The sequence below is a fragment of the Pseudomonas brassicacearum genome, assembly GCF_003732265.1.
Classification (GTDB): domain Bacteria; phylum Pseudomonadota; class Gammaproteobacteria; order Pseudomonadales; family Pseudomonadaceae; genus Aquipseudomonas; species Aquipseudomonas brassicacearum_D.
Window position 1 is genome coordinate 1 of the sequence record NZ_MOBK01000019.1, and the last position, 24,582, is coordinate 24,582.

24 protein-coding genes and 1 pseudogene are annotated in these 24,582 nt (G+C 59.9%); 13 read left to right on the forward strand and 12 right to left on the reverse strand.

Annotation, left to right across the window (positions count from 1 at the left end; all coding sequences use genetic code 11):
* Nucleotides 1-211 precede the first annotated feature (211 nt).
* Nucleotides 212-553: a DUF1493 family protein gene (locus BK660_RS29315; RefSeq protein WP_123436310.1), complete on the forward strand. Its 342-nt coding sequence runs from the start codon at nucleotides 212-214 to the stop codon at nucleotides 551-553.
* A 143-nt stretch (nucleotides 554-696) separates the two neighbouring features.
* Here the strand turns inward: BK660_RS29315 and BK660_RS29320 are convergent, their stop codons facing one another.
* Nucleotides 697-2,238: a phosphoenolpyruvate carboxykinase gene (locus tag BK660_RS29320; protein ID WP_123436311.1), complete on the reverse strand. Its 1,542-nt coding sequence runs from the start codon at nucleotides 2,236-2,238 to the stop codon at nucleotides 697-699.
* A 180-nt stretch (nucleotides 2,239-2,418) separates the two neighbouring features.
* Entirely contained in the window at nucleotides 2,419-3,321 is a 903-nt protein-coding gene (gene hslO / locus BK660_RS29325) for an Hsp33 family molecular chaperone HslO (protein WP_027922233.1), read from the reverse strand.
* Between the two features lie 76 nt (nucleotides 3,322-3,397).
* On the opposite strand from hslO, the pseudogene BK660_RS33205 reads away from it, so the two are divergent.
* Nucleotides 3,398-3,622, forward strand: a pseudogene (locus BK660_RS33205) (phosphatase PAP2 family protein); the annotation flags it as partial.
* 112 nt (nucleotides 3,623-3,734) lie between these two features.
* Here BK660_RS33205 and BK660_RS29335 read toward each other — a convergent pair.
* Complete coding sequence (locus BK660_RS29335; RefSeq protein WP_027922234.1) at nucleotides 3,735-4,142, reverse strand: RNA-binding S4 domain-containing protein; 408 nt, start codon at nucleotides 4,140-4,142, stop codon at nucleotides 3,735-3,737.
* A gap of 216 nt (nucleotides 4,143-4,358) precedes the next feature.
* On the opposite strand from BK660_RS29335, the gene rimB reads away from it, so the two are divergent.
* Together rimB and rimK are read left to right on the forward strand one after the other, a co-directional pair.
* Nucleotides 4,359-4,838 (forward strand): retropepsin-like aspartic endopeptidase RimB, encoded by a 480-nt coding sequence (rimB, locus tag BK660_RS29340; protein ID WP_007949200.1) that lies wholly within the window; start codon nucleotides 4,359-4,361, stop codon nucleotides 4,836-4,838.
* Nucleotides 4,835-5,740, forward strand: coding sequence for a 30S ribosomal protein S6--L-glutamate ligase (rimK, locus tag BK660_RS29345; protein ID WP_007949201.1), 906 nt, complete (start codon nucleotides 4,835-4,837; stop codon nucleotides 5,738-5,740). Before rimB ends, rimK begins: the two co-directional genes overlap by 4 nt.
* A 144-nt stretch (nucleotides 5,741-5,884) precedes the next feature.
* Here rimK and BK660_RS29350 read toward each other — a convergent pair whose 3' ends face one another.
* The 3 genes from BK660_RS29350 to BK660_RS33210 all read right to left on the reverse strand — a co-directional run bounded on the left by BK660_RS29350 (nucleotide 5,885) and on the right by BK660_RS33210 (nucleotide 8,156).
* Nucleotides 5,885-7,198 carry an ATP-binding protein gene (locus BK660_RS29350; protein ID WP_123436312.1) on the reverse strand — a complete coding sequence of 438 codons (1,314 nt, stop codon included), beginning with the start codon at nucleotides 7,196-7,198 and terminating at the stop codon, nucleotides 5,885-5,887.
* Nucleotides 7,199-7,312: 114 nt separating this feature from the next.
* Entirely contained in the window at nucleotides 7,313-8,053 is a 741-nt protein-coding gene (ompR, locus tag BK660_RS29355) for an osmolarity response regulator transcription factor OmpR (RefSeq protein ID WP_123436313.1), read from the reverse strand.
* Nucleotides 8,028-8,156 carry a hypothetical protein gene (locus BK660_RS33210; protein ID WP_259698544.1) on the reverse strand — a complete coding sequence of 43 codons (129 nt, stop codon included), beginning with the start codon at nucleotides 8,154-8,156 and terminating at the stop codon, nucleotides 8,028-8,030. The genes ompR and BK660_RS33210 overlap by 26 nt, the downstream gene beginning before the upstream one ends.
* A gap of 259 nt (nucleotides 8,157-8,415) precedes the next feature.
* Here BK660_RS33210 and BK660_RS29360 point away from each other — a divergent pair, with 259 nt between their 5' ends.
* The 7 genes from BK660_RS29360 to tauD all read left to right on the forward strand — a co-directional run bounded on the left by BK660_RS29360 (nucleotide 8,416) and on the right by tauD (nucleotide 16,874).
* A complete protein-coding gene (locus BK660_RS29360; RefSeq protein ID WP_123436314.1) occupies nucleotides 8,416-10,740 on the forward strand; it encodes a Tex family protein in 2,325 nt (774 codons plus the stop codon).
* Nucleotides 10,740-11,123, forward strand: a complete 384-nt coding sequence (locus BK660_RS29365) for a PaaI family thioesterase (RefSeq protein WP_123436315.1) — start codon at nucleotides 10,740-10,742, stop codon at nucleotides 11,121-11,123. The genes BK660_RS29360 and BK660_RS29365 overlap by 1 nt, the downstream gene beginning before the upstream one ends.
* Before the next feature lie 316 nt (nucleotides 11,124-11,439).
* Complete coding sequence (gene gshA, locus BK660_RS29375; protein ID WP_123436316.1) at nucleotides 11,440-13,023, forward strand: glutamate--cysteine ligase; 1,584 nt, start codon at nucleotides 11,440-11,442, stop codon at nucleotides 13,021-13,023.
* 245 nt (nucleotides 13,024-13,268) lie between these two features.
* The gene (gene tauA, locus BK660_RS29380; RefSeq protein ID WP_123436317.1) at nucleotides 13,269-14,246 is read left to right on the forward strand and encodes a taurine ABC transporter substrate-binding protein; all 978 of its coding nucleotides are present in this window, start codon (nucleotides 13,269-13,271) and stop codon (nucleotides 14,244-14,246) included.
* A gap of 16 nt (nucleotides 14,247-14,262) precedes the next feature.
* Entirely contained in the window at nucleotides 14,263-15,057 is a 795-nt protein-coding gene (gene tauB / locus BK660_RS29385) for a taurine ABC transporter ATP-binding subunit (RefSeq protein ID WP_123436318.1), read from the forward strand.
* Complete coding sequence (tauC, locus tag BK660_RS29390) at nucleotides 15,054-15,887, forward strand: taurine ABC transporter permease TauC (RefSeq protein ID WP_123436319.1); 834 nt, start codon at nucleotides 15,054-15,056, stop codon at nucleotides 15,885-15,887. Before tauB ends, tauC begins: the two co-directional genes overlap by 4 nt.
* 144 nt (nucleotides 15,888-16,031) lie before the next feature.
* Entirely contained in the window at nucleotides 16,032-16,874 is an 843-nt protein-coding gene (gene tauD, locus BK660_RS29395; protein ID WP_123436320.1) for a taurine dioxygenase, read from the forward strand.
* 153 nt (nucleotides 16,875-17,027) lie between these two features.
* On the opposite strand, the gene mgrA is transcribed toward tauD, so the two are convergent.
* The 4 genes from mgrA to BK660_RS29415 form a co-directional block, all read right to left on the reverse strand.
* On the reverse strand, nucleotides 17,028-18,065 hold the full coding sequence (gene mgrA, locus BK660_RS29400) for an L-glyceraldehyde 3-phosphate reductase (RefSeq protein ID WP_123436321.1): 1,038 nt from the start codon (nucleotides 18,063-18,065) through the stop codon (nucleotides 17,028-17,030).
* A gap of 136 nt (nucleotides 18,066-18,201) precedes the next feature.
* On the reverse strand, nucleotides 18,202-18,666 hold the full coding sequence (locus tag BK660_RS29405; protein WP_185045240.1) for a type II toxin-antitoxin system HicB family antitoxin: 465 nt from the start codon (nucleotides 18,664-18,666) through the stop codon (nucleotides 18,202-18,204).
* Nucleotides 18,663-18,845 (reverse strand): type II toxin-antitoxin system HicA family toxin, encoded by a 183-nt coding sequence (locus tag BK660_RS29410; protein ID WP_123436322.1) that lies wholly within the window; start codon nucleotides 18,843-18,845, stop codon nucleotides 18,663-18,665. Before BK660_RS29410 ends, BK660_RS29405 begins: the two co-directional genes overlap by 4 nt.
* A gap of 128 nt (nucleotides 18,846-18,973) precedes the next feature.
* Nucleotides 18,974-19,864: a LysR family transcriptional regulator gene (locus tag BK660_RS29415; RefSeq protein ID WP_123436323.1), complete on the reverse strand. Its 891-nt coding sequence runs from the start codon at nucleotides 19,862-19,864 to the stop codon at nucleotides 18,974-18,976.
* Nucleotides 19,865-19,981: 117 nt separating this feature from the next.
* Here BK660_RS29415 and BK660_RS29420 point away from each other — a divergent pair, with 117 nt between their 5' ends.
* Nucleotides 19,982-20,716 (forward strand): SDR family oxidoreductase, encoded by a 735-nt coding sequence (locus BK660_RS29420; RefSeq protein ID WP_123436324.1) that lies wholly within the window; start codon nucleotides 19,982-19,984, stop codon nucleotides 20,714-20,716.
* A gap of 137 nt (nucleotides 20,717-20,853) precedes the next feature.
* Nucleotides 20,854-21,114 carry a hypothetical protein gene (locus BK660_RS29425; RefSeq protein WP_123436325.1) on the forward strand — a complete coding sequence of 87 codons (261 nt, stop codon included), beginning with the start codon at nucleotides 20,854-20,856 and terminating at the stop codon, nucleotides 21,112-21,114.
* A gap of 13 nt (nucleotides 21,115-21,127) precedes the next feature.
* Here BK660_RS29425 and betT read toward each other — a convergent pair whose 3' ends face one another.
* Entirely contained in the window at nucleotides 21,128-23,086 is a 1,959-nt protein-coding gene (gene betT / locus BK660_RS29430; RefSeq protein ID WP_185045242.1) for a choline transporter BetT, read from the reverse strand.
* 427 nt (nucleotides 23,087-23,513) lie between these two features.
* Complete coding sequence (gene epsC / locus BK660_RS29435) at nucleotides 23,514-24,440, reverse strand: serine O-acetyltransferase EpsC (RefSeq protein ID WP_027922246.1); 927 nt, start codon at nucleotides 24,438-24,440, stop codon at nucleotides 23,514-23,516.
* Nucleotides 24,441-24,582: the final 142 nt, after the last annotated feature.

Below are 24,582 nucleotides of genomic sequence, written 5' to 3' on the forward strand. Positions count from 1 at the left end.
AAAAGCATGGCTGCCTAACGGCAGGCCGTTAACGGCCCGCACACAAAATATCTGACAGTCCCGGCGAATTCCATATTGATGCGCTAAAAGCGCAAGCCAAGGAAAACCGGGATCGTTCCAATGTCTTCGTCGAAGGCAAAAGCAGATCCACCCTTCCCCCAAAGTCAGCCCCCCAATAAGATCCGCGTAAGCCCAACCAGACACCTGCACCATGAACCTCGCCCCCAACTTCCCCGACGACCACACCATGCAGCTGCTGCACGAAGAACTCGGTCTGCCCGAACGCAAAACCATCAGCCTCGCCACCTCGATCAATTTCGACCTTGGCTGCGACGGTGCCGATGCAAAGCATTTGATGGAAGCGCTGGAAGAACAGTTCGGAATCGACTTGGTGGACTACGACGCCTATCGCTACTTTCAGCCGGATGGCTTTGACGTGTCCCTCAAGCGCCGCGCGAAGGGTCGTGGCGACAAGCTCCCACTGACAATTGGTATGCTCTACCAAGCGATCAAGACACAACGGTGGGATACGGAGAAACTGGAAGGCATGTAGCCAATCCCATAAGTGCCATTATTCTGGTTATTTAGTGCGTTTTTCAGCTGGAATAATGCTTGTTTTACGATCATTGGTGAAAACCAAACGCCCACAAAAAAGCCGCCCCAAAGGGCGGCTTTTTCATTACATCAAACCAACACTTACAGCTTAGGCCCGGCAGCCTTGATCGCGTCGCTCACTTCAAACTTCTTGAAGTTCTCGACAAACAATCCAGCCAGTGCATTAGCGGCTTCATCGTAAGCAGCCTTGTCAGCCCAGGTGTTACGTGGGTTCAACAGGCCAGTCTCAACGCCCGGTACAACCAACGGCACGTCGAGGTTGATGGTGTCGAGGTGTTCGGTTTCAGCACCGATCAACGCGCCGCTCTGGATCGCCGCAATCACGCCACGGGTGGTCGGGATATTGAAACGCTTGCCAACGCCGTAGCCACCACCGGTCCAGCCGGTGTTAACCAGGTAAACCTTGGAGCCGAAACCGCGGATGCGCTTGATCAGCAGTTCTGCGTATTCGCCAGCCGGACGCGGGAAGAACGGTGCGCCGAAGCAGGTGGAGAAGGTCGACTTGATGCCGCTGCCGGAACCCATTTCGGTCGAGCCCACCAGAGCGGTGTAGCCGGACAGGAAGTGGTAGGCCGCTTGTTCTTCGCTGAGGATCGACACTGGCGGCAGCACGCCGGTCAGGTCGCAGGTCAGGAAGATCACAGCGTTCGGCTCGCCACCGAGGTTCTTCTCGGAACGCTTGGCAACGTGCTCCAGCGGATAGGCTGCGCGGCTGTTCTGGGTCAGGCTGACGTCAGCGTAGTCGGCGTGCTTGGCGTCATCGATAACGACGTTTTCCAGGACTGCGCCGTGCTTGATGGCTTTCCAGATGACCGGCTCGTTCTTCTCGGACAAATCGATGCACTTGGCATAGCAACCGCCTTCGATGTTGAAGACAACGCCTTCGCCCCAGCCGTGTTCGTCGTCACCGATCAGGTAGCGACTTTCGTCTGCGGACAGGGTGGTTTTACCGGTGCCGGACAGACCGAAGAACAGGGTCACGTCGCCTGCTTCGCCGATGTTGGCAGCGCAGTGCATTGGCAGCACGTCGGAAGCCGGCAGCAGGAAGTTCTGCACGGAGAACATGGCTTTTTTCATTTCACCGGCGTAACGCATGCCGGCGATCAGCACTTTCTTCTGTGCGAAGTTGATGATCACGCAACCATCGGAGTTGGTACCGTCACGCTCAGGAACGCATTCGAAGTTGGCGACGTTGAGCACCTGCCACTCATCACGGCCAGCCGGGTTGTACTGGGCCGGGTTGATGAACAGGCAACGACCGAACAGGTTCTGCCAGGCAGTCTGGGTGGTCATTTTAACGGCCAGGTAGTGATCGGCCGCTGCGCCTACATGCACGTGGGAAACGAAATGCTCTTGCGCGTTGTTGAACGCCTCGACGCGGTTCCACAGGGCATCGAACTTGTCGGCCGGGAACTTGCGGTTGATCGGGCCCCAGGCGATAGCGGCCTGAGTGGTCGGCTCGTCAACGATGAAACGGTCGACTGGCGAACGGCCGGTACGGTGACCGGTGCGAACAACCAGCGCGCCGGTATCGGCAAGCTCGCCTTCACCGCGATTCAGGGCTTCTTTAACCAGATCATCAACACTCAGATCGGTGTACACGGCGTTATTGGCTTGCGTCATGAGGTTCCCCATCGGCCAGTGGCCGAGTGCTCCAAACGTTTTGTAGTAGAAAGTCGTGCACTACTACCGCGAGAAAAAGTGGGCCGGATTATGCCAGAAAAGCCCAAAAAGAGTAGGGCCCTCCCGTCGTAACGGCGTAATACCGGCGCTAACCAGTGAATTTACCTGCGCTGAACCGTTTTAGTGACGGGTATCTGACGGCGTGTCGACGCCCGCTCCGGCGAATAATTGAGCGATATCGGCGGCATCGAACAGGTAGCGCTGATTGCAGAACTGACAATCGATCTCGATGTTGCCACCGTGTTCGACGACCAGGTTTTGCGCATCCTCCACCCCCAGACTGACCAGGGCATTGGCGGAACGTTCGCGGGAGCAGCTGCAACGGAAGCGCAGTTTCTGTACGTCGAACAGGCGCACCTGCTCTTCGTGGTAGAGGCGATGGAGCACGGTTTCGTTGTCCAGGCTTAGCAGTTCATCGGCGGTCAGGGTGCTGCCCAGCGCGGTGATGTGCTGCCAGCTGGCGGCGCGTTCTTCTTCGTCTTTCAAACGGTCGGCGGGCAGTTGCTGCAGCAGCAGGCCACGGGCGCGGCGGCCATCGGCGTACAGCCAGAAGCGGGTGCCGACCTGCTGGGACATGACGAAATAGTTGGTGAAGCACTCGGACAGGGTTTCACCGTCGAGGTCGACGATGCCCTGGTAACGCTGACCATGGGTCGGGTCGACCGTCAGCGCCAACACGCCGTTGGGCATCAAGTCGGCGAGTGTCGCGTCAGGGGCAATCTGATCGGCCTCGTATCGGGCAAGGCCGCGGATATCGCGCTCACTGGAGCACTCGATCATCAGCAGCGGAATCGGGCCGTCGGAACGGGCCTGCAGGATCAGCAAGCCATCGAACTTCAACGCGCCGACCAGCAGCGAGGCGGCCGCCATCAGTTCGCCAAGCAACTGCTGGACCGGTTCCGGATAAGCGTGCTTGGCCAGGACTTCGGCGTAGCTGAGCTCCAACGAGACCAGCTCGCCACGGGTGTCGCTGTCATCGAAGATGAAGCGTTGGGTGAAGTCGTTATCCGGTAGGTCGGTCATAGGTCTGGGTATCTGAATGGGTGACAATGGGGTTCAACGGTCAAAAATCGCGCGTGCCCGGCATGGCCGGTATTTTATGAACAATCCGGGGTTGTTCCAAGCAAGGTGCAACGTCCGCCGGTTTGGGCTCTCGCGATTTTGCGGCTCTGGCACTGCTGGCCTTCTGGTTATGGCCTACAGGTCAGAGGCTGTGTGTGATTTTCGACGAGTGGCTGTTTGTCCGCTCGATGCGCCGCTGGCGAATCACCCGATATGGTTGCTCGATTGGAGAATTGCAAGTCTTCCCGGAGATCCAGTCGTGACTGGCGAGTGCTTCGCACTCGATCGCGGGCAAGTCGAATCGTCGCACCGCACGCTCCCACAGTTAACCGCATATCCCTGTGGGGGGGGCTTGCCCGCGATGGCTGTATAACTCACTCGTCGTTGCTGCTGCCACGGAACTTGAACAGATCCCGGCGCTGTTTCTTGCTCGGCTTGCCATCGGTGGTCATCCCCAACGCACCTGCCTTGCGCTGGGCCGCGGCGTTTTCGCGCTTGGCGATGCTGGCCTCGGTTTCGGCATACAGTGTCTGGGCCTCCGGCGCGCCACGGCGCACGATCGACAAGGCCTGAACCACCACCGTGCGCTCTTCGAAACCTGCGCGAATCACAAATTCATCGCCTACTCTTGGCTCCTTGCCTGGCTTGCAGCGCTCGCCACGGCAATGCACCTTGCCGCTTTCAATCGCAGCCTTGGCCAAGGCTCGGGTTTTGTAAAAACGCGCCGCCCACAGCCATTTATCGAGACGGACTTTGTCGTCCTCTTCGTTTTTTTGTGCCATGGGATTTCCTCATTCTGAAATATTGGTGAACTGTACTACCGTTTCAGTCGTACCAAGAATTCCACCGGCGCGGATTACAATGCATGCATTCCAGAACCTCCTCGGAGGACTGGAAATCCGGGCCGTAGATATCTGTCGCCTTTTAACCATTATTCTGCGTGAATACCGCGAATTCGGCCGCTTGCGGACCGTGCGGTTTCTACCGGTTGAGCAATTTTGAAGACATTTGATCATTTGACCGTCGTCGGTCTGCGCGAGTGGGTGGCGCTCCCGGATTTGGGAGTCGCGGGCCTGCGGGCGAAAATCGACACCGGTGCCAGTACTTCCAGCCTGCATGCCACCGACATCGAGCCGTTCGAGCGCGATGGCGAGCAGTGGGTTCGCTTCACCGCGCACTTGGGCACGGTGGTGCAATTGCGTCATCGACGCTGCGAAGCGCCGCTGGTGACGATGAAAACCATTAAAAGCTCCAACGGTCACGCGCAGAAGCGCTACGTGGTCAGCACCACCCTGGCCCTCGGTGATCGGGTCTGGCGGGTCGAGTTCACGCTCGCCTGCCGCAAATCCATGCGTTATCGCCTGTTACTCGGTTCCAAAGCCCTGATTCACGGCCAACTGGTGGTCAATCCGGGCATCAAGTACGTACAAGACAAGCCGGTGTTCCCGGTATCTACCTCTTCCACAGGTGTTGCATGAAGATCGCTGTGCTGTCGCGGAACCCGCGTCTGTATTCCACTCGTCGTCTGGTTGAAGCCGGTACTGAGCGTGGCCACGAAATGGTGGTGATCGACACCCTGCGCGCCTACATGAACATTGCCAGCCACAAGCCGCAGATCCACTACCGCGGCAAGCCGCTGGAAGGGTTTGATGCGGTGATCCCAAGGATCGGTGCGTCGGTAACGTTTTATGGCTGCGCGGTGTTGCGTCAGTTTGAAATGATGGGCGTGTTTCCGCTCAATGAATCGGTGGCCATTGCTCGCTCGCGGGACAAACTGCGCTCGCTGCAATTGCTGTCACGTCGCGGCATCGGTTTGCCGGTGACCGGGTTCGCGCACTCCCCGGATGACATTCCTGACCTGATCGACATGGTCAACGGCGCCCCGCTGGTGATCAAGGTGCTGGAAGGCACCCAGGGCATTGGCGTGGTGTTGTGTGAAACCGCGACGGCGGCAGAGTCGGTGATCGAAGCGTTCATGGGCCTGAAGCAGAACATCATGGTTCAGGAATACATCAAGGAAGCCGGCGGCGCGGACATTCGTTGCTTCGTGGTCGGCGACAAGGTAATCGCGGCGATGAAGCGCCAGGCCAAGCCTGGGGAATTCCGCTCCAACCTGCATCGGGGTGGCAGCGCCAGCCTGATCAAGATCACCCCTGAAGAGCGCATGACCGCATTGCGTGCGGCGAAGGTGATGGGCCTGGCGGTGGCGGGTGTGGATATCCTGCGTTCCAATCACGGTCCGCTGGTGATGGAAGTGAACTCTTCGCCGGGGCTGGAGGGCATCGAGACCACCACCGGGAAGAATGTGGCGGGGATCATCATTGAGCATCTGGAGAAGAATGGTGGGCCGAATATGACGCGCACCAAAGGTAAGGGTTAACCCAGACTGTTGTGGCGGCCGCGAGGCCGCCTTCGCGAGCAAGCCCGCTCCCACATTAGACCGAGTCGCTGGTTAGTACGCGGTCAACTGTGGGAGCGGGCTTGCTCGCGAAGGGGCCATTCGCCCCAGCCAAGATGTCAGCTGTTAAACCGCATCCCGAGGCAACATCAGCCCCAGCGGCAACCGCACCCGCGCTTCCAGCCCACCACCGGAACGGTTGCGCAGTTCGACATTCCCGCCATGCATCGAAGCAATCCGCTTCACGATAGCCAGCCCCAACCCAGTTCCTTTGCCACCCCGAGCACGATCACCCCGGGTGAACGGGTTGAAGATCGCTTCCAGCTCGGAAGGATCAATCCCCGCCCCACGGTCCATGACACTCAGCACCACATACGGCGCACTGGTGTCGCCGGAGACATAGGCTGCTACCTCAACGCCACTGCCCGCGTGATGCAAGGCATTGCCGATCAGGTTGTTCAGCAGGCGTTTCATCGACACCCGACGCAACGGAAACGGCTGGATCGGTTCCAGGCGCAGACGGACCTTTTCTTCGTTCTGGTTGTAGGGCGCCGCGACTTCGCGAACCAGGTCGCTCAAGTCCACCTCTTCCACCGACTCGTCACGGCCATCGCGAATGAACGCCAGGAACTGGTCGAGGATCGCGTCCATGTCCTCGATGTCGCGCACCATGTCGTCCGTGAGGTCTGTTCGATCTCCCATCAACTCGAGGGACAGGCGCAATCGGGTCAGAGGCGTACGCAAATCGTGGGACACCCCCGCCAGCATCAGTTCGCGCTCTCGCCCGGCCTGCTCGACATCTTCGGCCATCTGGTTGAAGGCGCGATACACCTCGGTCATTTCGCTGGGCGTATCGCTGATCGGCAGACGCACGCTGCGCCCCTGGCCAAGTTGCCTTGCGGCATACACCAGACGTTTCAACGGTTGATTGAGCTGACTGACGAAAATCCACGCCGATGCAGTCGATAGCAAGCCAATGGCGAGGAACCAGCCGAGCACGTTCCAGATTTTCTGGCCACGCAATGGATGCGGATACAGCGGCACTTTCAGCCAGCCATCGCCCAGGCTCGGTGCCCGGACCCACAGAGCTGGCGGCGAGTGCATGCGTAATCGAACTTCAGTGTCGGCGCCCAGCTCGGCCTGCATCTGCCGCTGGTAAATCTCGCTGTACGGCCAATGCTGTTCACCCTCCGGCACGCCAGCCCCCACTACCCGGATCAGGGTGGCGGCATCGGCAATTTTCGCGCGATTTTCTTCATCGGCGGCCCAATAAGCACGCAGCGTCAGGGCGACGCCGTGGCTGTATTGGCGGTCCACCAGCACGTCTTCGTTCATCAACAGATAAACCAGGGTCAGCGCCTTGGAAAACAGGACGACGATCAGCACCAGCCAAAGGGTGCGGGAGAAGAAGCTCTGGGGGAACCAAACGGGGGTTTTCATGGATAACCGCTACACACTTGCAGGAGCGAGCGATGCTCGCATATTGCGGATCGCGAGTCTGCGGACAAAGTCATCTGACCGTTGTCCGCAAGACCCGCTCCTACAAATCGCCGATCACTTGGTGGCGGCGCCATCCGGAACGAACACGTAGCCCACGCCCCAGACAGTCTGGATGTAGCGCGGCTTGGACGGATCAGGTTCGATCATCCGGCGCAGACGGGAAATCTGCACGTCGATGGAGCGCTCCAGGGCATCCCACTCGCGGCCACGGGCCAGGTTCATCAGTTTGTCGCGGGTCAGTGGCTGACGCGCGTTCATGACCAAGGCCTTGAGGACCGCAAACTCACCGGTAGTGAGCATGTGCACTTCGTTACCGCGCTTGAGCTCGCGGGTCGCCAGCGACAGTTCGTAATCACCGAACGTCACGCTTTCGTCTTCGCTGCCCGGTGCACCTGGCACCGGCGTCGACTGACGACGCAGGACCGCTTTGACGCGGGCCATCAGCTCGTCCGGGTTGAACGGCTTGGCCAGGTAATCGTCGGCGCCCAGTTCCAGGCCCTTGATACGGCTCAGCTCGTCGCCCTTGGCGGTCAGCATGATGATCGGGATCTGATTGTTCGCCGTGCGCAGGCGGCGGCAGGCGGTCAGGCCGTCTTCGCCGGGCAGCATCAGGTCGAGGACGACCAGGTTGAACACTTCGCGCGCCAGCAGGCGATCCATTTGCTCGGTGTTTGGAACGGCGCGGGCGCGGTAGCCCTTGCTGACGAAAAAGCGTTCCAGCAGGCTGCTCAGCCCTGGATCGTCATCAACAATTAGAATTTTTTCGCCTTCAGCAGTGTTTGCAGTGCTGCTCATTAGATGCTCCTTTGATCTCGGCGCGCATTATGGCGTAGCTGCCGTTATACGCACCGTGTGCATTGTTAGCAGATTTTTCCTCCACCGCCAGCAAACCGGCCATTGTCCCTCCAGTCTGCGATGCCCCCGAACAGTCGAACGCTGGTTATAATGCGCGGCCTTTTGTGTCAGGCAACATCAGACAGGTACTACAAAATCGGCGCCATTTATTTCCCGGGCGTGCGCAGTAATTGTTCGATTTCACGGGTCAATGGGGTGCCCTTTGATCCAGGCAGCGGCGCAGGCCAGGCCGCTCAACCAGACTCGCAGAGCCTCTATCTCTGCGCCTGCGAGCCTGCTTTCACAATTTGTCAGGTGGTTTTATGGACAGCATCAACAGCCGCATCGCCGAGGAACTCGGTGTACGCCCACAACAGGTCGAAGCGGCCGTCGCGCTACTCGATGAAGGCTCTACCGTTCCCTTCATCGCCCGTTACCGGAAAGAAGTGACCGGCAGCCTCGATGACATCCAGTTGCGGCATCTGGAAGAGCGTCTGCGCTACCTGCGAGAACTCGACGAACGGCGCATCAGCATCCTCGCCAGCATCGAAGAGCAAGGCAAGCTGACCCCGCAACTTGAGCGCGACATCAAACTCGCCGACACCAAGACCCGCCTCGAAGATTTGTACCTGCCGTACAAACAGAAGCGCCGCACCAAGGGCCAGATCGCCCTGGAAGCCGGCCTCGGCGAATTGGCCGACGGCCTGTTCAACGACCCGACCCTGACGCCCGACACCGAAGCCGCACGCTTCATCAACGCCGAAAAAGGCGTGGCCGATGTCAAGGCAGCCCTCGAAGGCGCCAAGTACATCCTCATGGAACGCTTCGCCGAAGACGCCGGTTTGCTGGACAAACTGCGCAGCTACCTGAAGCAGGAAGCCACCCTCAGTGCCCGCGTCATTGCCGGCAAGGAAGAGGAAGGCGCCAAGTTCCGCGACTATTTCGAACACGACGAACCGCTGAAAAGCATGCCATCGCACCGCGCACTGGCGATTTTCCGTGGCCGCAACGAAGGCATTCTGAGTTCGGCGCTGAAAGTCGGCGACGAACTGCCGGGCACCATGCACCCGTGCGAAGGCATGATCGGCCAGCAATTCGGCATCCAGAACCAGAATCGCGCCGCCGACAAATGGCTGGGTGAAGTGGTGCGCTGGACCTGGAAGGTCAAGCTCTACACCCACCTCGAAACCGACTTGCTGGGTGAACTGCGCGATGGCGCGGAAACCGAAGCGATCAACGTGTTCGCGCACAACCTGCACGACTTGCTGCTGTCGGCCCCGGCCGGCCCGCGCGCCACTCTGGGTCTCGACCCGGGCCTGCGCACCGGCTGCAAGGTCGCCGTGGTCGACGCCACCGGCAAGCTGCTGGATCACGCCACGGTTTACCCGCACGTGCCGCACAACAAGTGGGACCAGACTCTCGCCGTTCTTGCCGCCCTGTGCGCCAAGCATTCGGTCGACCTGATCGCCATCGGCAACGGCACCGCCAGCCGCGAAACCGACAAGCTGGCCGCAGAGCTGATCAAAAAATACCCGGCGATGAAAATGACCAAGGTCATGGTCTCCGAGGCCGGCGCATCGGTTTACTCGGCGTCGGAACTGGCTTCCAAGGAATTCCCGGACCTGGACGTTTCAATTCGTGGCGCGGTGTCGATTGCTCGTCGCTTGCAGGATCCACTGGCCGAGCTGGTGAAGATCGATCCGAAATCCATCGGCGTCGGCCAGTACCAGCACGACGTGTCGCAGCTGAAACTGGCGCGCGGCCTGGACGCGGTGGTGGAAGACTGCGTGAACGCCGTGGGCGTCGACGTCAACACCGCCTCCGTGGCGCTGCTGGCCCGTATCTCCGGCCTCAACGCGACCCTGGCGCAGAATATCGTCAGCCACCGTGACGAACACGGCGCTTTCAAAACCCGCGCCGCGTTGAAGAAAGTCGCGCGTCTGGGCGAAAAAACCTTCGAACAGGCCGCAGGCTTCCTGCGCGTGATGAACGGCGACAACCCGCTGGATTCGTCCGCCGTTCACCCGGAAGCCTATCCGCTGGTGCAGCGCATTGCCGCCGAAACCGACCGTGACATCCGCTCGCTGATCGGCGACGCCAGCTTCCTCAAGCGTCTCGATCCGAAGAAGTACACCGACGAAACCTTCGGTCTGCCAACGGTCACCGACATCCTGCAAGAACTGGAAAAACCCGGTCGTGACCCGCGTCCAGAGTTCAAGACCGCCGAGTTCCAGGAAGGCGTCGAAGACCTCAAGGACCTCGAACTGGGCATGATCCTCGAAGGCGTCGTGACCAACGTGACCAACTTCGGCGCGTTCGTCGACATCGGCGTGCATCAGGATGGTTTGGTGCACATCTCTGCGCTTTCGGAGAAGTTCATCAAGGACCCGCGCGAAGCGGTGAAGGCCGGTGATGTGGTGAAAGTGAAGGTCATGGAAGTCGACATTCCGCGCAAACGCGTGGGCCTGTCGATGCGCATGAGCGACACCCCGGGCGAGAAAATCGACGGGGCTCGCGGCGCACGTCCGGGATCGGCGCCACGCCAGTCCCAGAACACTGCACCGCGTAAAGAAACCACGGCAGCGGCCCCGGCCAATAACGCCATGGCTTCGCTGTTCGCCAACGCCAAGCAGTTGAAGAAACGCTGATGGACATCCCTGCCGGGTACACCGAAAGCGCCTTTTTCAAGCTGCTGGGGTGTCGCTTGCACAGCCTGGAAACCGGGGTGGCGCACGTCGCCCTCGGGCTTGCGCCAGAGCTACGCAATCGCGGCGGCAAGTTGCACGGCGGGGCCTTGTTCAGCCTGGTGGACATTGCCATGGGGCTGGCCTGTTCCAGCACCCACGGCTTTGACCAGCAGAGCGCGACCATCGAATGCAAGATCAACTACATCCGTGCTGTTTCAGACGGTGAAGTGATGTGCACGGCGCGGGTGATCCACCCGGGTCGCCGCACGCTGGTGGTCGAGGCTGATGTGATGCAAGGCGACAAACTGGTCGCAAAAGCACAAGGCACGTTCGCTGTCCTGTAGCTAGAAGTCACCTATTTGAGTTAATTTCAGCGCAACGAAACCTGTGGAACCCTGTGGCGAGGGGGCTTGCCCCCGTTTGAGTGCGTAGCACTCACAAGGATCTTGGAAACTCAGAGATTTTGGGGCTGCTTCGCAGCCCAACGGGGGCAAGCCCCCTCGCCACAGGTCACTCCCACAGGGATGGTGTAGCTCTTTACTGACCGGCATGGCTTGCGCGGTTGCAAAAACCAGGCGAAAACGCCAGTTTTAACTTCACCCTTGTAGACCGTCTTGCCCACCCCCATATTGGGGCGACTGACGCGTGAAGGAATCCAACTTGAGCGAACTTCTCAACCGCCGCCTGGCCCTGCTTGGCGAGCGCGCTAACCTCTCTCTGCTCGAACAGTGCCTTCACGGCATCGAACGTGAATGCCTGCGCGTGACCGGCGAAGGTCGCCTGGCGCAAACGCCGCACCCGGAAGAATTGGGTTCCGCGCTGACCAACGAACAAATCACCACCGACTATTCCGAGTCGCTGCTGGAGTTCATCACGCCCGCCCTGCCCGACCCGGCGGATACGCTGGCGAGCCTGGACAAGATCCATCGCTTTGCCTACAGCAAGCTCGGCAACGAGTTTCTGTGGAGCCCCTCGATGCCGTGCCCGTTGCCGGCCGAGGAAGACATCCCGATCGCCTATTACGGCACGTCCAACATCGGTCAGCTCAAATACGTCTACCGCAAGGGCCTGGCCCTGCGCTACGGCAAGACCATGCAGTGCATCGCCGGGATCCACTACAACTTTTCCCTGCCGGAAAAGCTCTGGCCGCTGCTCAAGGCGTCGGAAGGCTTTGTCGGCACCGACCGCGACTATCAGTCGTCGGCCTACATCGCGCTGATCCGTAACTTCCGCCGCTATAGCTGGCTGCTGATGTACCTGTTCGGTGCCTCGCCCGCGCTGGACGCCGGCTTCCTGCGCGGTCGCTCGCACCAGTTGGAACAACTGGACCCGGACACCTTGTACCTGCCGTACGCCACCAGCCTGCGCATGAGCGACCTGGGTTACCAGAGCAACGCCCAGGCCGGTCTGACGCCGTGCTACAACGACCTGTCGAGCTACACCGACAGCCTGCGCAAAGCGGTCGCCACGCCGTATGCGCCATACGTTGAAGTCGGCACGCACAAGGACGGTGAGTGGGTTCAGCTCAACACCAACATCCTGCAGATCGAAAACGAGTACTACTCCAACATCCGCCCGAAACGCGTGACCTACACCGGCGAACGGCCGATTCAGGCGCTGGTGGCCCGTGGCATTCAGTACGTTGAAGTGCGTTGCCTGGACATCAACCCGTTCCTGCCGATGGGCATCGACCTCACCGAGTCGCGTTTCCTCGACGCCTTCCTGCTGTATTGCGCCCTCAACGACAGCCCGCTATTGACCAATACATCCTGCAGCAACGCCACCTCGAACTTCCTCAGCGTGGTCAAGGAAGGTCGCCGTCCGGGCCTGCAATTGCACCGCGACGGGCAGCCGGTAGACCTCAAGGAGTGGGCCAGCGAGTTGCTGGAGCAGATTGCTCCGTTGGCGGCGATGCTGGATCAGAGCCATGGTGGCGATGCACACAGCAAGGCGCTGGATACGCAGTTGGCCAAGGTCCGGGATCCGTCCCTGACGCCTTCCGCCCAAGTGCTGGCGGCGATGGCCGAGCACAAGGAGAGCTTTGCTCAGTTCTCTCTGCGTCAGAGCCGGGCGCATGCGGAATTTTTCCGCAGCGAGCCGTTGAGTGGTGAAGACCAAGCGAAATTTGAAACCCTGGCGCGTTCGTCGCTGGCGGCTCAGGTTGAGCTGGAGCAGAACGAAGTCGGCGATTTCGATGTGTTTGTCGGGTCGTATCAGGCGAGTATTCTGGCGATCAGTAACTGACCCCGGAAGGTCCTGCGGACCTTATCGCGAGCAGGCTCACTCCCTCAGGGTTTAGCGGCGTTCACACAATTGTGGATTCACCGCCAATCCCTGTAGGAGCGAGCCTGCTCGCGATGACCGCGAAGCGGTCGCCTTTAGAGTTATCCACACATAAGCTCATTCGAAAAAGTTATTTATTTTCGTATTCTTAGATCATTTAGTCTCCTTTCACGCCGACTCTCGGTCGCCTGACAAGGAGCTTCCCAATGAAACTGCATTTCCCTCTTCGCCTCCTGGCGGCCGCCTCTCTGGCTGCAGCGAGCTTCTTTGCCCAGGCGGCTGACGTCACCGTCGCCTACCAGACCACCGTGGACCCGGCGAAAGTTGCCCAGGCCGACGGCGCTTACGAAAAAGCCACCAACGCCAAGATCGACTGGCGCAAATTCGACAACGGCGCCGACATCATCGCCGCCATTGCCTCCGGCGACGTGCAGATCGGTTACCTCGGTTCCAGCCCCCTGACCGCTGCGATCACCCGCAAAGTCCCGGTCGAAACCTTCCTCATCGCCACCCAGATCGGTGCCGCCGAAGCGTTGGTCGCTCGCGACGGTTCCGGAATCAAAACCCCGCAGGACCTGATCGGCAAGAAAATCGCCGTGCCCTTCGTGTCTACCGGTCACTACAGCCTGTTGGCTGCGCTGAAGCACTGGAACATCGACCCGTCGAAAGTCACCGTGCTCAACCTCGCGCCGCCAGCGATCATTGCCGCGTGGAAACGCGGTGACATCGACGCCACCTACGTCTGGGACCCAGCCCTCGGCGTGGCCAAGGAAAACGGCAAAGTGCTGATCACCTCGGGTGAGCTGGCCAAGTTCGGTGCACCGACCTTCGATGCCTGGATCGTGCGCAAAGACTTCGCCGAGAAGCACCCGGAAATCGTCACCGCGTTCGCCAAAGTGACCCTGGACGCCTACGCCGATTACCGCAAAGACCCGAAAGCCTGGCTCGCCAATCAATCCAACGTCGACAAACTGGTGAAACTCTCCGGTGCCAAGGCCAGCGATATTCCGCTGCTGCTGCAAGGCAACGTCTACCCGCTGGCGGCTGACCAGGTAATCACCCTCGGCGCGCCGACCACCAAGGCCATCACCGACACCGCCACGTTCCTCAAGGAACAAGGCAAGGTCGAAGCCGTGCTGCCGGACTACGCGCCGTACGTCAGCGCCAAGTTCATCACCAACTGATCGGGAGTTCACTGCGATGGCCTTGCTACAGCTGGAGCGCATCAGCGCACAGTACCCCGGCAGCCCGGAACCGGTACTGGCGGATATTTCCCTGAGCCTTGGGCCCCAGCAATTGCTGGTCGCCCTCGGCCCGTCCGGCAGTGGCAAGACTTCGCTGTTGAACCTGATTGCCGGTTTTGTCGAACCCAGCGCCGGGCGCATCACCCTCGACGGCGTGCCGGTCAAGGGCCCGAGCGCCGAGCGCGGCGTGGTGTTTCAGGACGACGCCTTACTGCCTTGGCAGGATGTGTTGGCCAACGTCGGATTCGGTCTTGAACTGGCCGGTGTTTCCCGGGAAAAACGCGAAATCCGCGCTCGGGAAATGCTCGCGCTGGTCGACCTCACCGGTTTCGAAAACCGTCGCATCTGGCAGCTCTCGGGCGGCCAGAAGCAACGCGTCGGCCTCGCCCGCGCACTGGCCGCCGATCCTCGTGTCTTGCTCATGGACGAGCCCTTCGGCGCCCTCGACGCGTTCACCCGCGAACAGATGCAAGAGTTGCTGCTGCAAGTCTGGCAGCGCACCGCCAAACCCGTATTCCTGATTACCCATGACATTGAAGAGGCCGTGTTCCTCGCCACCGACCTGATTCTGCTCGCGCCCAATCCTGGGCAAATCGTCGAGCGCCTGAGCCTGGATTTCGGTCAGCGTTACGCCGCCGGTGAATCCGCCCGAGCGATCAAGTCCGACCCACGCTTTATCGAAACCCGCGAACACGTGCTCGCCAAAGTGTTCTCCCAACGCAGCGCCGCCACGCGGCAGGAGCGCGCATGAGCAGCTATCAAATTCCGGCCATCGCGGTGAAATCCAGTTCGAATGTGATTCCGGTTCGTCGCCGTTTGAGCACACGCTGGATCAGCGTACTGACGCTGGTCGCCCTCGTTGCTATCTGGTGGGCCGTCACCGCGACTGGAATGATCGAACCGCTGTTCCTGCCGCCGCCGTCCGCCGTGTTGCAAAAAGGCTGGCTGCTGGTGACCACCGGTTACATGGATTCAACGTTGTGGCAGCACTTGGGCGCGAGCCTCAGCCGAATCGGCCTGGGCCTGGGCTTTGCCGTGTTGACGGCAGTGCCGGTCGGCATCGCCATCGGTCACAACCGAATCGCTCGCGGCATTCTTGATCCGCTGATCGAGTTCTACCGCCCAATTCCTCCACTGGCCTATCTGCCGCTGATCGTGATCTGGTGCGGCATTGGTGAGCTGTCGAAAGTGTTGCTGATCTACCTGGCGATTTTCGCCCCGATTGCCATCGCCACCGCCACCGGTGTGCGCACCGTTGACCCGGCCAAATTACGCGCGGCGCAGTCGCTGGGCGCGACCCGGGCGCAGTTGATTCGTCATGTGATTCTGCCGAGTGCCTTGCCGGACATCTTGACCGGTGTGCGCATTGGCCTGGGTGTGGGTTGGTCGACACTGGTCGCCGCCGAATTGATTGCCGCCACCAGCGGGTTGGGCTTCATGGTGCAGTCGGCCGCGCAGTTCCTGGTCACCGATGTGGTGGTGCTGGGGATTCTGGTGATTGCGCTGATTGCCTTCGCCATGGAAATGGGCCTGCGCGCCTTGCAACGCAAACTGGTGCCGTGGCATGGCCAGGCTCACTGAAAAATTATCATGTGCAAACCCCTGTAGGAGTGAGCCTGCTCGCGATGGCGGTGTATCAGCCACAGCGATGTCGCCTGACACTGCGCTATCGCGAGCAGGCTCACTCCTACAAAAGCTCGGCATCCCGGATTGAAGAGACCCACCATGAGCCAGTTGAACATCGTCCCCCTCAGCTCCGCCCTCGGCGCACAGATCAGCGGCGTCGACATCAGCCAGCCGCTGCCTCCGGAGCAACGCAACGCCATCGAACAAGCGCTGCTCAAGCATCAAGTGCTGTTCTTCCGCGACCAGCCGATCACCCCGCAACAGCAAGCACGGTTCGCCGCCAACTTCGGCGATCTGCACATTCACCCGATCTACCCGAACGTACCGGAACAACCGGAAGTGCTGATCCTCGACACCGCCATCACCGACGTGCGTGACAACGCAATCTGGCACACCGACGTGACCTTCCTGCCGACCCCGGCCATGGGCGCGGTGCTCAGCGCCAAGCTGCTGCCGGAGTTTGGTGGCGACACGTTGTGGGCCAGCGGGATTGCCGCGTATGAAGCGTTGTCGGCGCCGATGAAAAGCCTGCTCGAAGGGCTGACGGCGACTCACGATTTCACCCGTTCGTTTCCGCTGGAGCGTTATGGCAATACGCCCGAAGCGCTGGCCCAGTGGGAGGAAGCGCGGCGCAAGAATCCGCCGCTGTCGCACCCGGTGATTCGCACCCACCCGGTGAGCGGACGCCGCTCGCTGTTCGTCAACGAAGGCTTCACGTCGAAGATCAATGAGCTGTCGGACACCGAGAGCGAAGCGATTTTGAAGTTGTTGTTTGCCCATGCGACGCGGCCGGAATTCACCATTCGCTGGCGCTGGCAGAAGGATGACGTGGCGTTTTGGGATAACCGCGTGACCCAGCATTACGCGGTGGATGACTACCGGCCGGCGCGGCGGGTGATGCAGCGGGCGACGGTGTTGGGGGATGTGCCGTTTTTCCGGTAATTCCTGAACTCCACGGTGATTGATATGGCCCCTTCGCGAGCAAGCCCGCTCCCACATTTGACCGCGTTCGTTCTGGGCAACTCGGTCAAATGTGGGAGCGGGCTTGCTCGCGAAGGCGATGTAACAGGCGCCAAATAATCCAGCGCCAAACGCTTATTCAGCCGTCGAAGGCTTTTCCCAAAGATTAATCCCGCCTTCCTGGGCAAACCGGTCAATCTCCGCCAACTCTTCAGCGCTGAAGCTCAAATTCTTCAACGCCCCGACGTTCTCGATGATCTGCTCCGGCCGACTCGCACCGATCAGCGCCGAGGTCACCCGCGGATCGCGCAGCGTCCAGGCCAACGCCAGTTGCGCCAGACTCTGCCCACGGCGCTTGGCAATTTCATTGAGCCCACGCACATGCGCAATGTTGGCCTCAGACAGGTGCGAGGACTGCAACGAACCACCGCCCGGACGATTGACCCGCGCATCCTTCGGAATGCCGTTGAGGTATTTATCGGTCAGCAACCCCTGCGCCAACGGCGTGAACGCAATCACGCCAGTGCCGAGTTCGTCGGTGACGTCCAGCAGGTCTTTTTCCACCCAACGATTGAGCAGGTTGTAAGCCGGCTGATGAATCAGCAGCGGCACTTTCCACTCTTTCAACAGCGCCGCCATCTCACGGGTTTTCGCCCCGGAATACGACGAGATCCCGATGTACAACGCCTTGCCTTGCTGTACGGCGGTGGCCAGTGCGCTGGCGGTTTCTTCCAGTGGGGTGTCCGGGTCGAAGCGGTGGGAATAGAAAATGTCCACGTAGTCCAGACCCAGGCGCTGCAGGCTCTGATCCAGGCTGGCCAGTACGTATTTGCGCGAGCCACCGCCCTGCCCGTAAGGGCCAGGCCACATGTCCCAGCCAGCCTTGCTGGAGATGATCAGCTCGTCGCGATGCTGCTTGAAGTCTTCACGCAGCAAACGACCGAAGTTGATCTCGGCGCTGCCGTACGGCGGGCCATAGTTGTTGGCCAGGTCGAAGTGGTTGATGCCCAGGTCGAACGCCGTGCGCAACAACGCGCGCTGGGTATCGATTGGCGTGCTGTCACCGAAGTTGTGCCACAAGCCCAGGGACAGCGCCGGCAGCACCAGACCGCTGCGACCTACGCGGCGGTAAGGAATGGAATCGTAGCGGTTTTCGGCAGCGGTGTAGGTCATCGAATCCTCTCTTGTCGGTCTTGAATGTGGTATCGACTGCGTCGCAAGTTGCCCAGCATACGCCCAGACAAACGCCGATAAACCTCCGACGCGAGAAAATGCTGAAACGTTTCACAGATTTTTAATCTGACCCACTTTATGCCGACAACTCACGCAACGCGGCAGCCGCTAAAAACCCGGATCTTGAGCTGTACCGCTGATCTCGCCTGACCGTCTGGTCGATACGCTCAAGCAACTGCTCCGGAAGCGTGGCATTGAAGCGCACTGACTTGCCGAAGTACGGCGTGATATCGAACTCGACCACTCCCCACACTCCGCCCGCGTAATCGGGGTTATCCAGATGAGCATCAATCTCTCGCACTTGAGGCAATGGATCACCATCGGCGACCAGGCCTTCATAATGCAACGCCAACGCCTCCTTCACGTTTTCAAATGCCTGCGCCACCGTAGCGCCCGCGGAGAAACAACCCGGCACGTCCGGGATAATCACTCCGTATTCTGAGTCGGCATCCTTGTGCAGAACGACCGGGAATTTCATTTCGGTGAATCCTTCCTGTGATGTGGCCTCTTCGAGGCTCCCGTTTCCGATGTCAGGCCTCATTTCAGACCCGCCTGTTTCAATATGCTGTTGATCGTCCCTTTTGGAAGATCCGAATCAGGGTGCTTGATCGTTACCCTGCCTGGCTTATACAAATGTTTGTACTGATGGTGGCTGCCTTTTACGGCCACCAGATACCAACCATCCTCCTCAATCATCCTGATCATTTCCCGACTTCGCATCACCTTCGTCCTTGTGGGCAGCATCTGCCGAGCACATTACGCGATGACCGCAGGCCTTATACACACGATACACACTCTGATAAATATTAGCGGAATGCAAGCCGGTAAGAGTGGCCGTAGACCACCGGCTACCCCACCCCCGCAAACACCTCCCCCAACCAATCCACAAACACCCGAACCCGTGGTGACATGTGCCGGTTGTGCGGATACAACACCGATACCGGCATTGGCGGGGGTGGCGTGTCGGTGAGGACTTCTTGCACCAGCCCTTGGGCAATCTGGGTTTCCATCCGGTAATGCGGGCACTGGATCAGCCCTAGCCCGGCGATCGCCGAGGCGGCGTAGATTTGCGCGCCGAACACTGACAGCGCGCCGTCGATGACGACTTCCTTCAGTTCGCCATTCACCATGAATTCGAACGGAAACAACTTGGCGGTGGTGCGCGAAACGTAGTTCACCGCGCGGTGATGCTTGAGGTCATCGAGGGTTTTCGGTTCGCCGTATTTGCGCAAATAGGCGGGGCTGGCGCAGGTAATCTGGCGCAGGTTGGCGATGCGTTTTCCGATCAGGGCCGAATCACTCAACGTGCCCGCGCGCAGTACACAGTCGACGCCTTCGGCGATCAAGTCGACAAAGCGGTCGGACTCGCTGATGGACAGTTCGATCTGCGGATAGCGTTCCATGAACTGCGGCAAGGCGGGGATCACAAAACTTTTCGCCAGCGTGCCGTGCAGGTCAACGCGCAATCGGCCTTTCGGTGCGCAGCCACGAAAGGCCAGTTCGGCCTCTTCCAGTTCCGCCAGCAGTTGCACGCAGCGCAGGTAATACGCCTCGCCGTCCAGCGTCGGACGCACCTTGCGCGTACTACGCTCCAGCAACCGCGTGCCGAGCCAGGCTTCGAACTGGTTCAAGGTGTGGGTCAACGTGGCGCGCGGCAGGTTCAGGTCGTCGGCCGCCAAGGTGAAGCTGCTGCGCTCGTAGATGCGCACGAACACCTTCATCGCTTTGACTTGATCCATACGGCCTCCGATTGTTGGCGATTATTGAACAGTCAAGGCAACTCTCGTGCATTTATCGACCTGAGTAAACATGTGAATCTGGCTTCACACCGAGCCCTCTCATCAGGAATCAACACCATGACTACTCAGAAAGTTGCCATCGTCACCGGCGCGTCGCGTGGCATCGGCGCTGTGATCGCCCGACAATTGGCCAGCGACGGGTTCGCCGTCGCCATCAATTACGCCAGCAGCGCCACTGAAGCGTCGGCCCTGGTGGTGGAGTTGCGTCAGGCCGGCCATCAAGCCATAGCGATCAAGGCTGACGTGGCCAATGCCGACGACGTGCGCCGGATGTTCGACGAGACCGAATCACAACTGGGAAAAGTCGATGTGCTGGTCAACAACGCCGGCATCCTCAAGGTGTTGCCGCTGGCGCAACACACCGATGAGTTGTTCGAACAGACTTTCAACATTCACGCACGCGGCACGTTCAACACCTTGCGTGAAGCGGCGACGCGATTGAACAGCGGTGGGCGGATCGTCAATTTCTCCAGCAGCACCGTTGGCCTTAACTTGCCGGGTTACGCGGTGTACATCGCCAGCAAAGCGGCGGTGGAATCGTTGACCCAGGTGTTTGCCAAGGAAATGCGTGGGCGCAACATCACCGTGAATGCGGTAGCGCCGGGGCCGGTGGCCACCGAGCTGTTTTTGCACGGCAAGAGCGAGGAACAGATTCAGAATTTCGCGAAGATGCCTCCGCTGGAACGGCTAGGTCAGCCGGAGGATATTGCTCGGGTGGTGTCGTTTCTGGTGGGCCCGGATTCGGCCTGGGTCAACGGGCAGATTTTGCGCGCCAATGGTGGGTTGGTTTAAATATGCTCAATCCGAGACCATAGTGACCCTTTCGCGAGCAGGCTCGCTCCCACATGAGATCGAGGTCTAATGTGGGAGCGAGCCTGCTCGCGAAGGCTGCTTAACAGGCAACAAAAATCTGAAGGATGGACCTCACCATGCACACAGCCATCATCATCGCCTTCGGCCTGGCCCTCCTCGCCATGATGCTGTTCATCGGCGAGAAAGTCGGCTTCAGCCGCCAGACCCTGACCTACTGCTTCGTGATCCTGTGGCTGGCACTGACCGTGATCAACGGCGCCATCGGCGTGGTCACTGCCGGCCAGTCCTTGAGCTCTGAGCTGGGGATCGGCACGGTGGTGTTCAGTGTGCCGGTGGCGGCGCTGGTGCTGTTCATGGTGTTGAGCGCCGAGGCCTGAAACAGGCCCCGCGTTACTCACGAACCAAATGCAAAAACTGCAGATGCCGTTCGTACTGGTCAAGGATGTCGTTGATGATCTGATCCTTGGTGTAACCCACCAGATCGTAATCCTGACTGCCCTCGCTCAAATGCACCTCTGCCCGGTAGTAACGACGGTTGTTGAGCTGCTTGGAGCCCATGCCGCCACGGGCAAAGGATGGCGTGAAGTAACCGCGCATCTGTACCTGATAAATGAACGGATGCTCTTCACCGTGACCGATTTCCAGGCTGACGCTGTCGTTGACCGGGTCCGGTTGGGTGATCACGTTCAAACCCTTCTCGACGAACACCGCCGACACTTCCTCGATTGCCGGGCGCACCGTGGTATCGAGAAAACGATAAACCTCATCTCGGGATGGGAAGTGCACCGCCTGACTCAGGCGCTGACGCCAGCCACCGCGTCGTGAGCCGGCCACCGGCGCCAGGGAATGCAGTTGCGCGATCTGCTTCTGGGACTCCAGGTAGAACGCCTTGTGCAACCCCCACATCATCAACAGCAGGATCAGCGAGAACGGCAGCGAGGTCAGCACCACCGCCGACTTCAACGCATCGATGCTGCCAGAGAACAACAGCGCACTGGTCACCAGCGCGGTCATCGCGCCCCAGAACACCCGCAGCCATTTCGGCCCGTCTTCATCCGGGTTGCCGCCCTTGGCGGACAACGTCGACAACACCACCGTGCCGGAGTCGGCCGAGGTGACGAAGAACACGAAGCTGATGAACACCGTCACGGCGATCACCGTTTTGCTCCACGGGTAGGTTTCCAGCAGCAGGTAAAGAGTCATCGACGGGTTGTCGATGGCCGACATACCCAGCGCACTCATGCCGTGGTTGAGCACTTGATCGATGGCGCTGTTGCCGAAGATCGACATCCACGCCAGGGTGAAGCCGAGCGGGATCAGCAACACGCCGAAGACGAATTCGCGGATGGTCCGGCCACGGGAAATCCGCGCAATGAACAAGCCCACGAACGGCGACCATGCGATCCACCAGGCCCAATAAAACACCGTCCAGCCGCCCAGCCAGTCGCTGGGTTTGTCGTAGGCGTACAGGTCAAAACTCTTCATCGGCAAGGCGCCGAGGTAGTCGCCGATGTTCTGGATCAGCGTGTTCAACAGGTGCTGCGTGGGGCCGGCGAACAACACGAACAGCAGCAGCGCGCAGGCCAGCAACATGTTGATGTCGGACATCACCCGCACGCCTTTATCGACGCCGGACACCGCGACGATGATCGCCGCGCCCATCATCAGCGTGATCAAGCCAACCTGAATCCACTGGGTATGGGCGATGCCGAACAGGTAATCCAGCCCGGAGTTGAGGTGCAGCACACCGAAGCCCATGTCGGCACCGAGGCCGAACACCGTGGCGATAATGCCGAAGCCGTCCACCGCGTAACCGATGGGACCGTTGATGCGCTTGCCGATCAGCGGATACAGCGCCGAACGCAGGGCCAGCGGCAAGTTGTGACGGTAAGCGAAATAGGCCAGCGCCATGCCGACAAAAGCGAACACGCCCCAACCGTGCAGGCCCCAGTGCAGAAACAGAATCTGCATTGCCTGACGCGCAGCCTCCGGCGTACCAGCCGTGCCTTGAGGCGGTTGCGCCAGGTGGGTCAGCGGTTCGGACACGCAAAAGAAAAACAGCGTGATGCTGATCCCGGCGGCGAACAGCATGCCGGCCCAGGACAGGTAACTGAATTCGGGTTCGTCGTGGTCGGCACCGAGCTTGATCTTGCCGTAGCCGGACAAGGCGGTGACCACCACGAAGACCAGATACAGAGTCATCGCGAGCATGTAGTACCAGCCGACCGTATTGGCCGCCCAGTTTTGCGCCGCCAGCAACCAGGCACCGGCTTGCTCGGGCATGGCGATAACGACAATGCCGAAGAGCAGAATAAAACTCGCCGAAAAGTAGAACACCGGCGGATTCATGCGGACCAGGCCGCTGGGTGGGATGGACGATGCACTCATGAAACGTGCACCTTGAAGGGGTAAAACGTGGCTGTAGAAATCAGACTCAGCAAAGGCAAGCCTCCTGTTGTGAGCGGGCAGCGAACCGCCGATTTAACTTGAATGAACGTTCAAGTTAAACATGAATAGGGGGCTAAGGACTAATCCCTGGGCTCGGCGGTCGTGCTTGTAAGCTAGCTTAAGGATGGGTATGACGCGGGGTTTTGAGGATTCGTTCAGTTGAGATTTAGCTGAATTCGATTATCCCGGTTCACTTGAAACCAATCGCGAGCAGGCTCACTCCTACAGGGGTTTTGTGTCAGTCCACACCCATGTGAACACCAAAATAACCCTGTGGGAGCGAGCCTGCTCGCGAAGAGGCCAGAGCAGTCAACGGAGATTCAAAGGCCTACTTCTGCGTCCCATCATCATGCTGCAAATTCGCCTGCGTCAGGTTGCACCCCGCCGGCACGCTGCGGGTCAGCCACACATTGCCGCCAATGGTCGAACCCTTGCCAATGGTGATCCGCCCCAGAATCGTCGCCCCGGCGTAGATCACCACATCATCCTCAACAATCGGATGGCGCGGATGGCCCTTCTGCAACTGACCGTCTTCATCGGACGGGAAGCGTTTGGCACCCAGCGTGACCGCCTGATAAATCCGCACCCGCTCACCGATAATCGCGGTCTCGCCGATCACCACGCCCGTCCCGTGATCGATGAAGAAGCTGCGACCGATCTGCGCGCCAGGGTGAATGTCGATACCGGTGGCCGAGTGGGCGATTTCCGAGCTGATCCGCGCCAGCAACGGCAGCCCGGCGCGGTACAAATGGTGCGCCAGGCGATGGTGAATCACCGCCAGAATACCCGGGTAGCAAAGCAATACTTCGTCGACACTGCGCGCCGCCGGGTCGCCGTGATAGGCCGCCAGCACATCGCTGTCCAGCAAACTGCGCAGTCCCGGCAAGGCGAGCGCGAAGTCCTGAATGATCTGAATGGTTTTCGCCTCGATGTCGGCCTCCGCCTGCTGGCTGTGGCGAGCGGCATAGTGCAATTCGAGTCGTGCCTGGGCCAGCAACGCATTGAGCGCCACATCGAGGGTATGGCCGACGTAGAAGTCTTCACTCTCTTCGCGTAAATCCACCGGCCCCAGGCGCATCGGGAACAACGCCCCGCAGAGCGCTTCAAGAATCTCTGCCATGGCCGCCCGCGAAGGCAATTCGCGCCCGCCCTGCTCGGTGCTGGCACGGCCATTTTGTGCGCGCCACTGCGAACGCGCCGTGCGCAGTTGGCTGACGATGGTCTGCAGTTGCCAATGACTGGAACGCTCGCTCACGGTTAAAACTCCTCACGGACGGCCGGACTGTCTGGCCGCACTGACGGCGTTTACTTTACGGCATGGTCTTGAGGCCGAATTAAGAACCAATTGTGCAGAGCTCAGAATATTTGGCTATAAGCGATTGGCGGTTGCCCAGGCA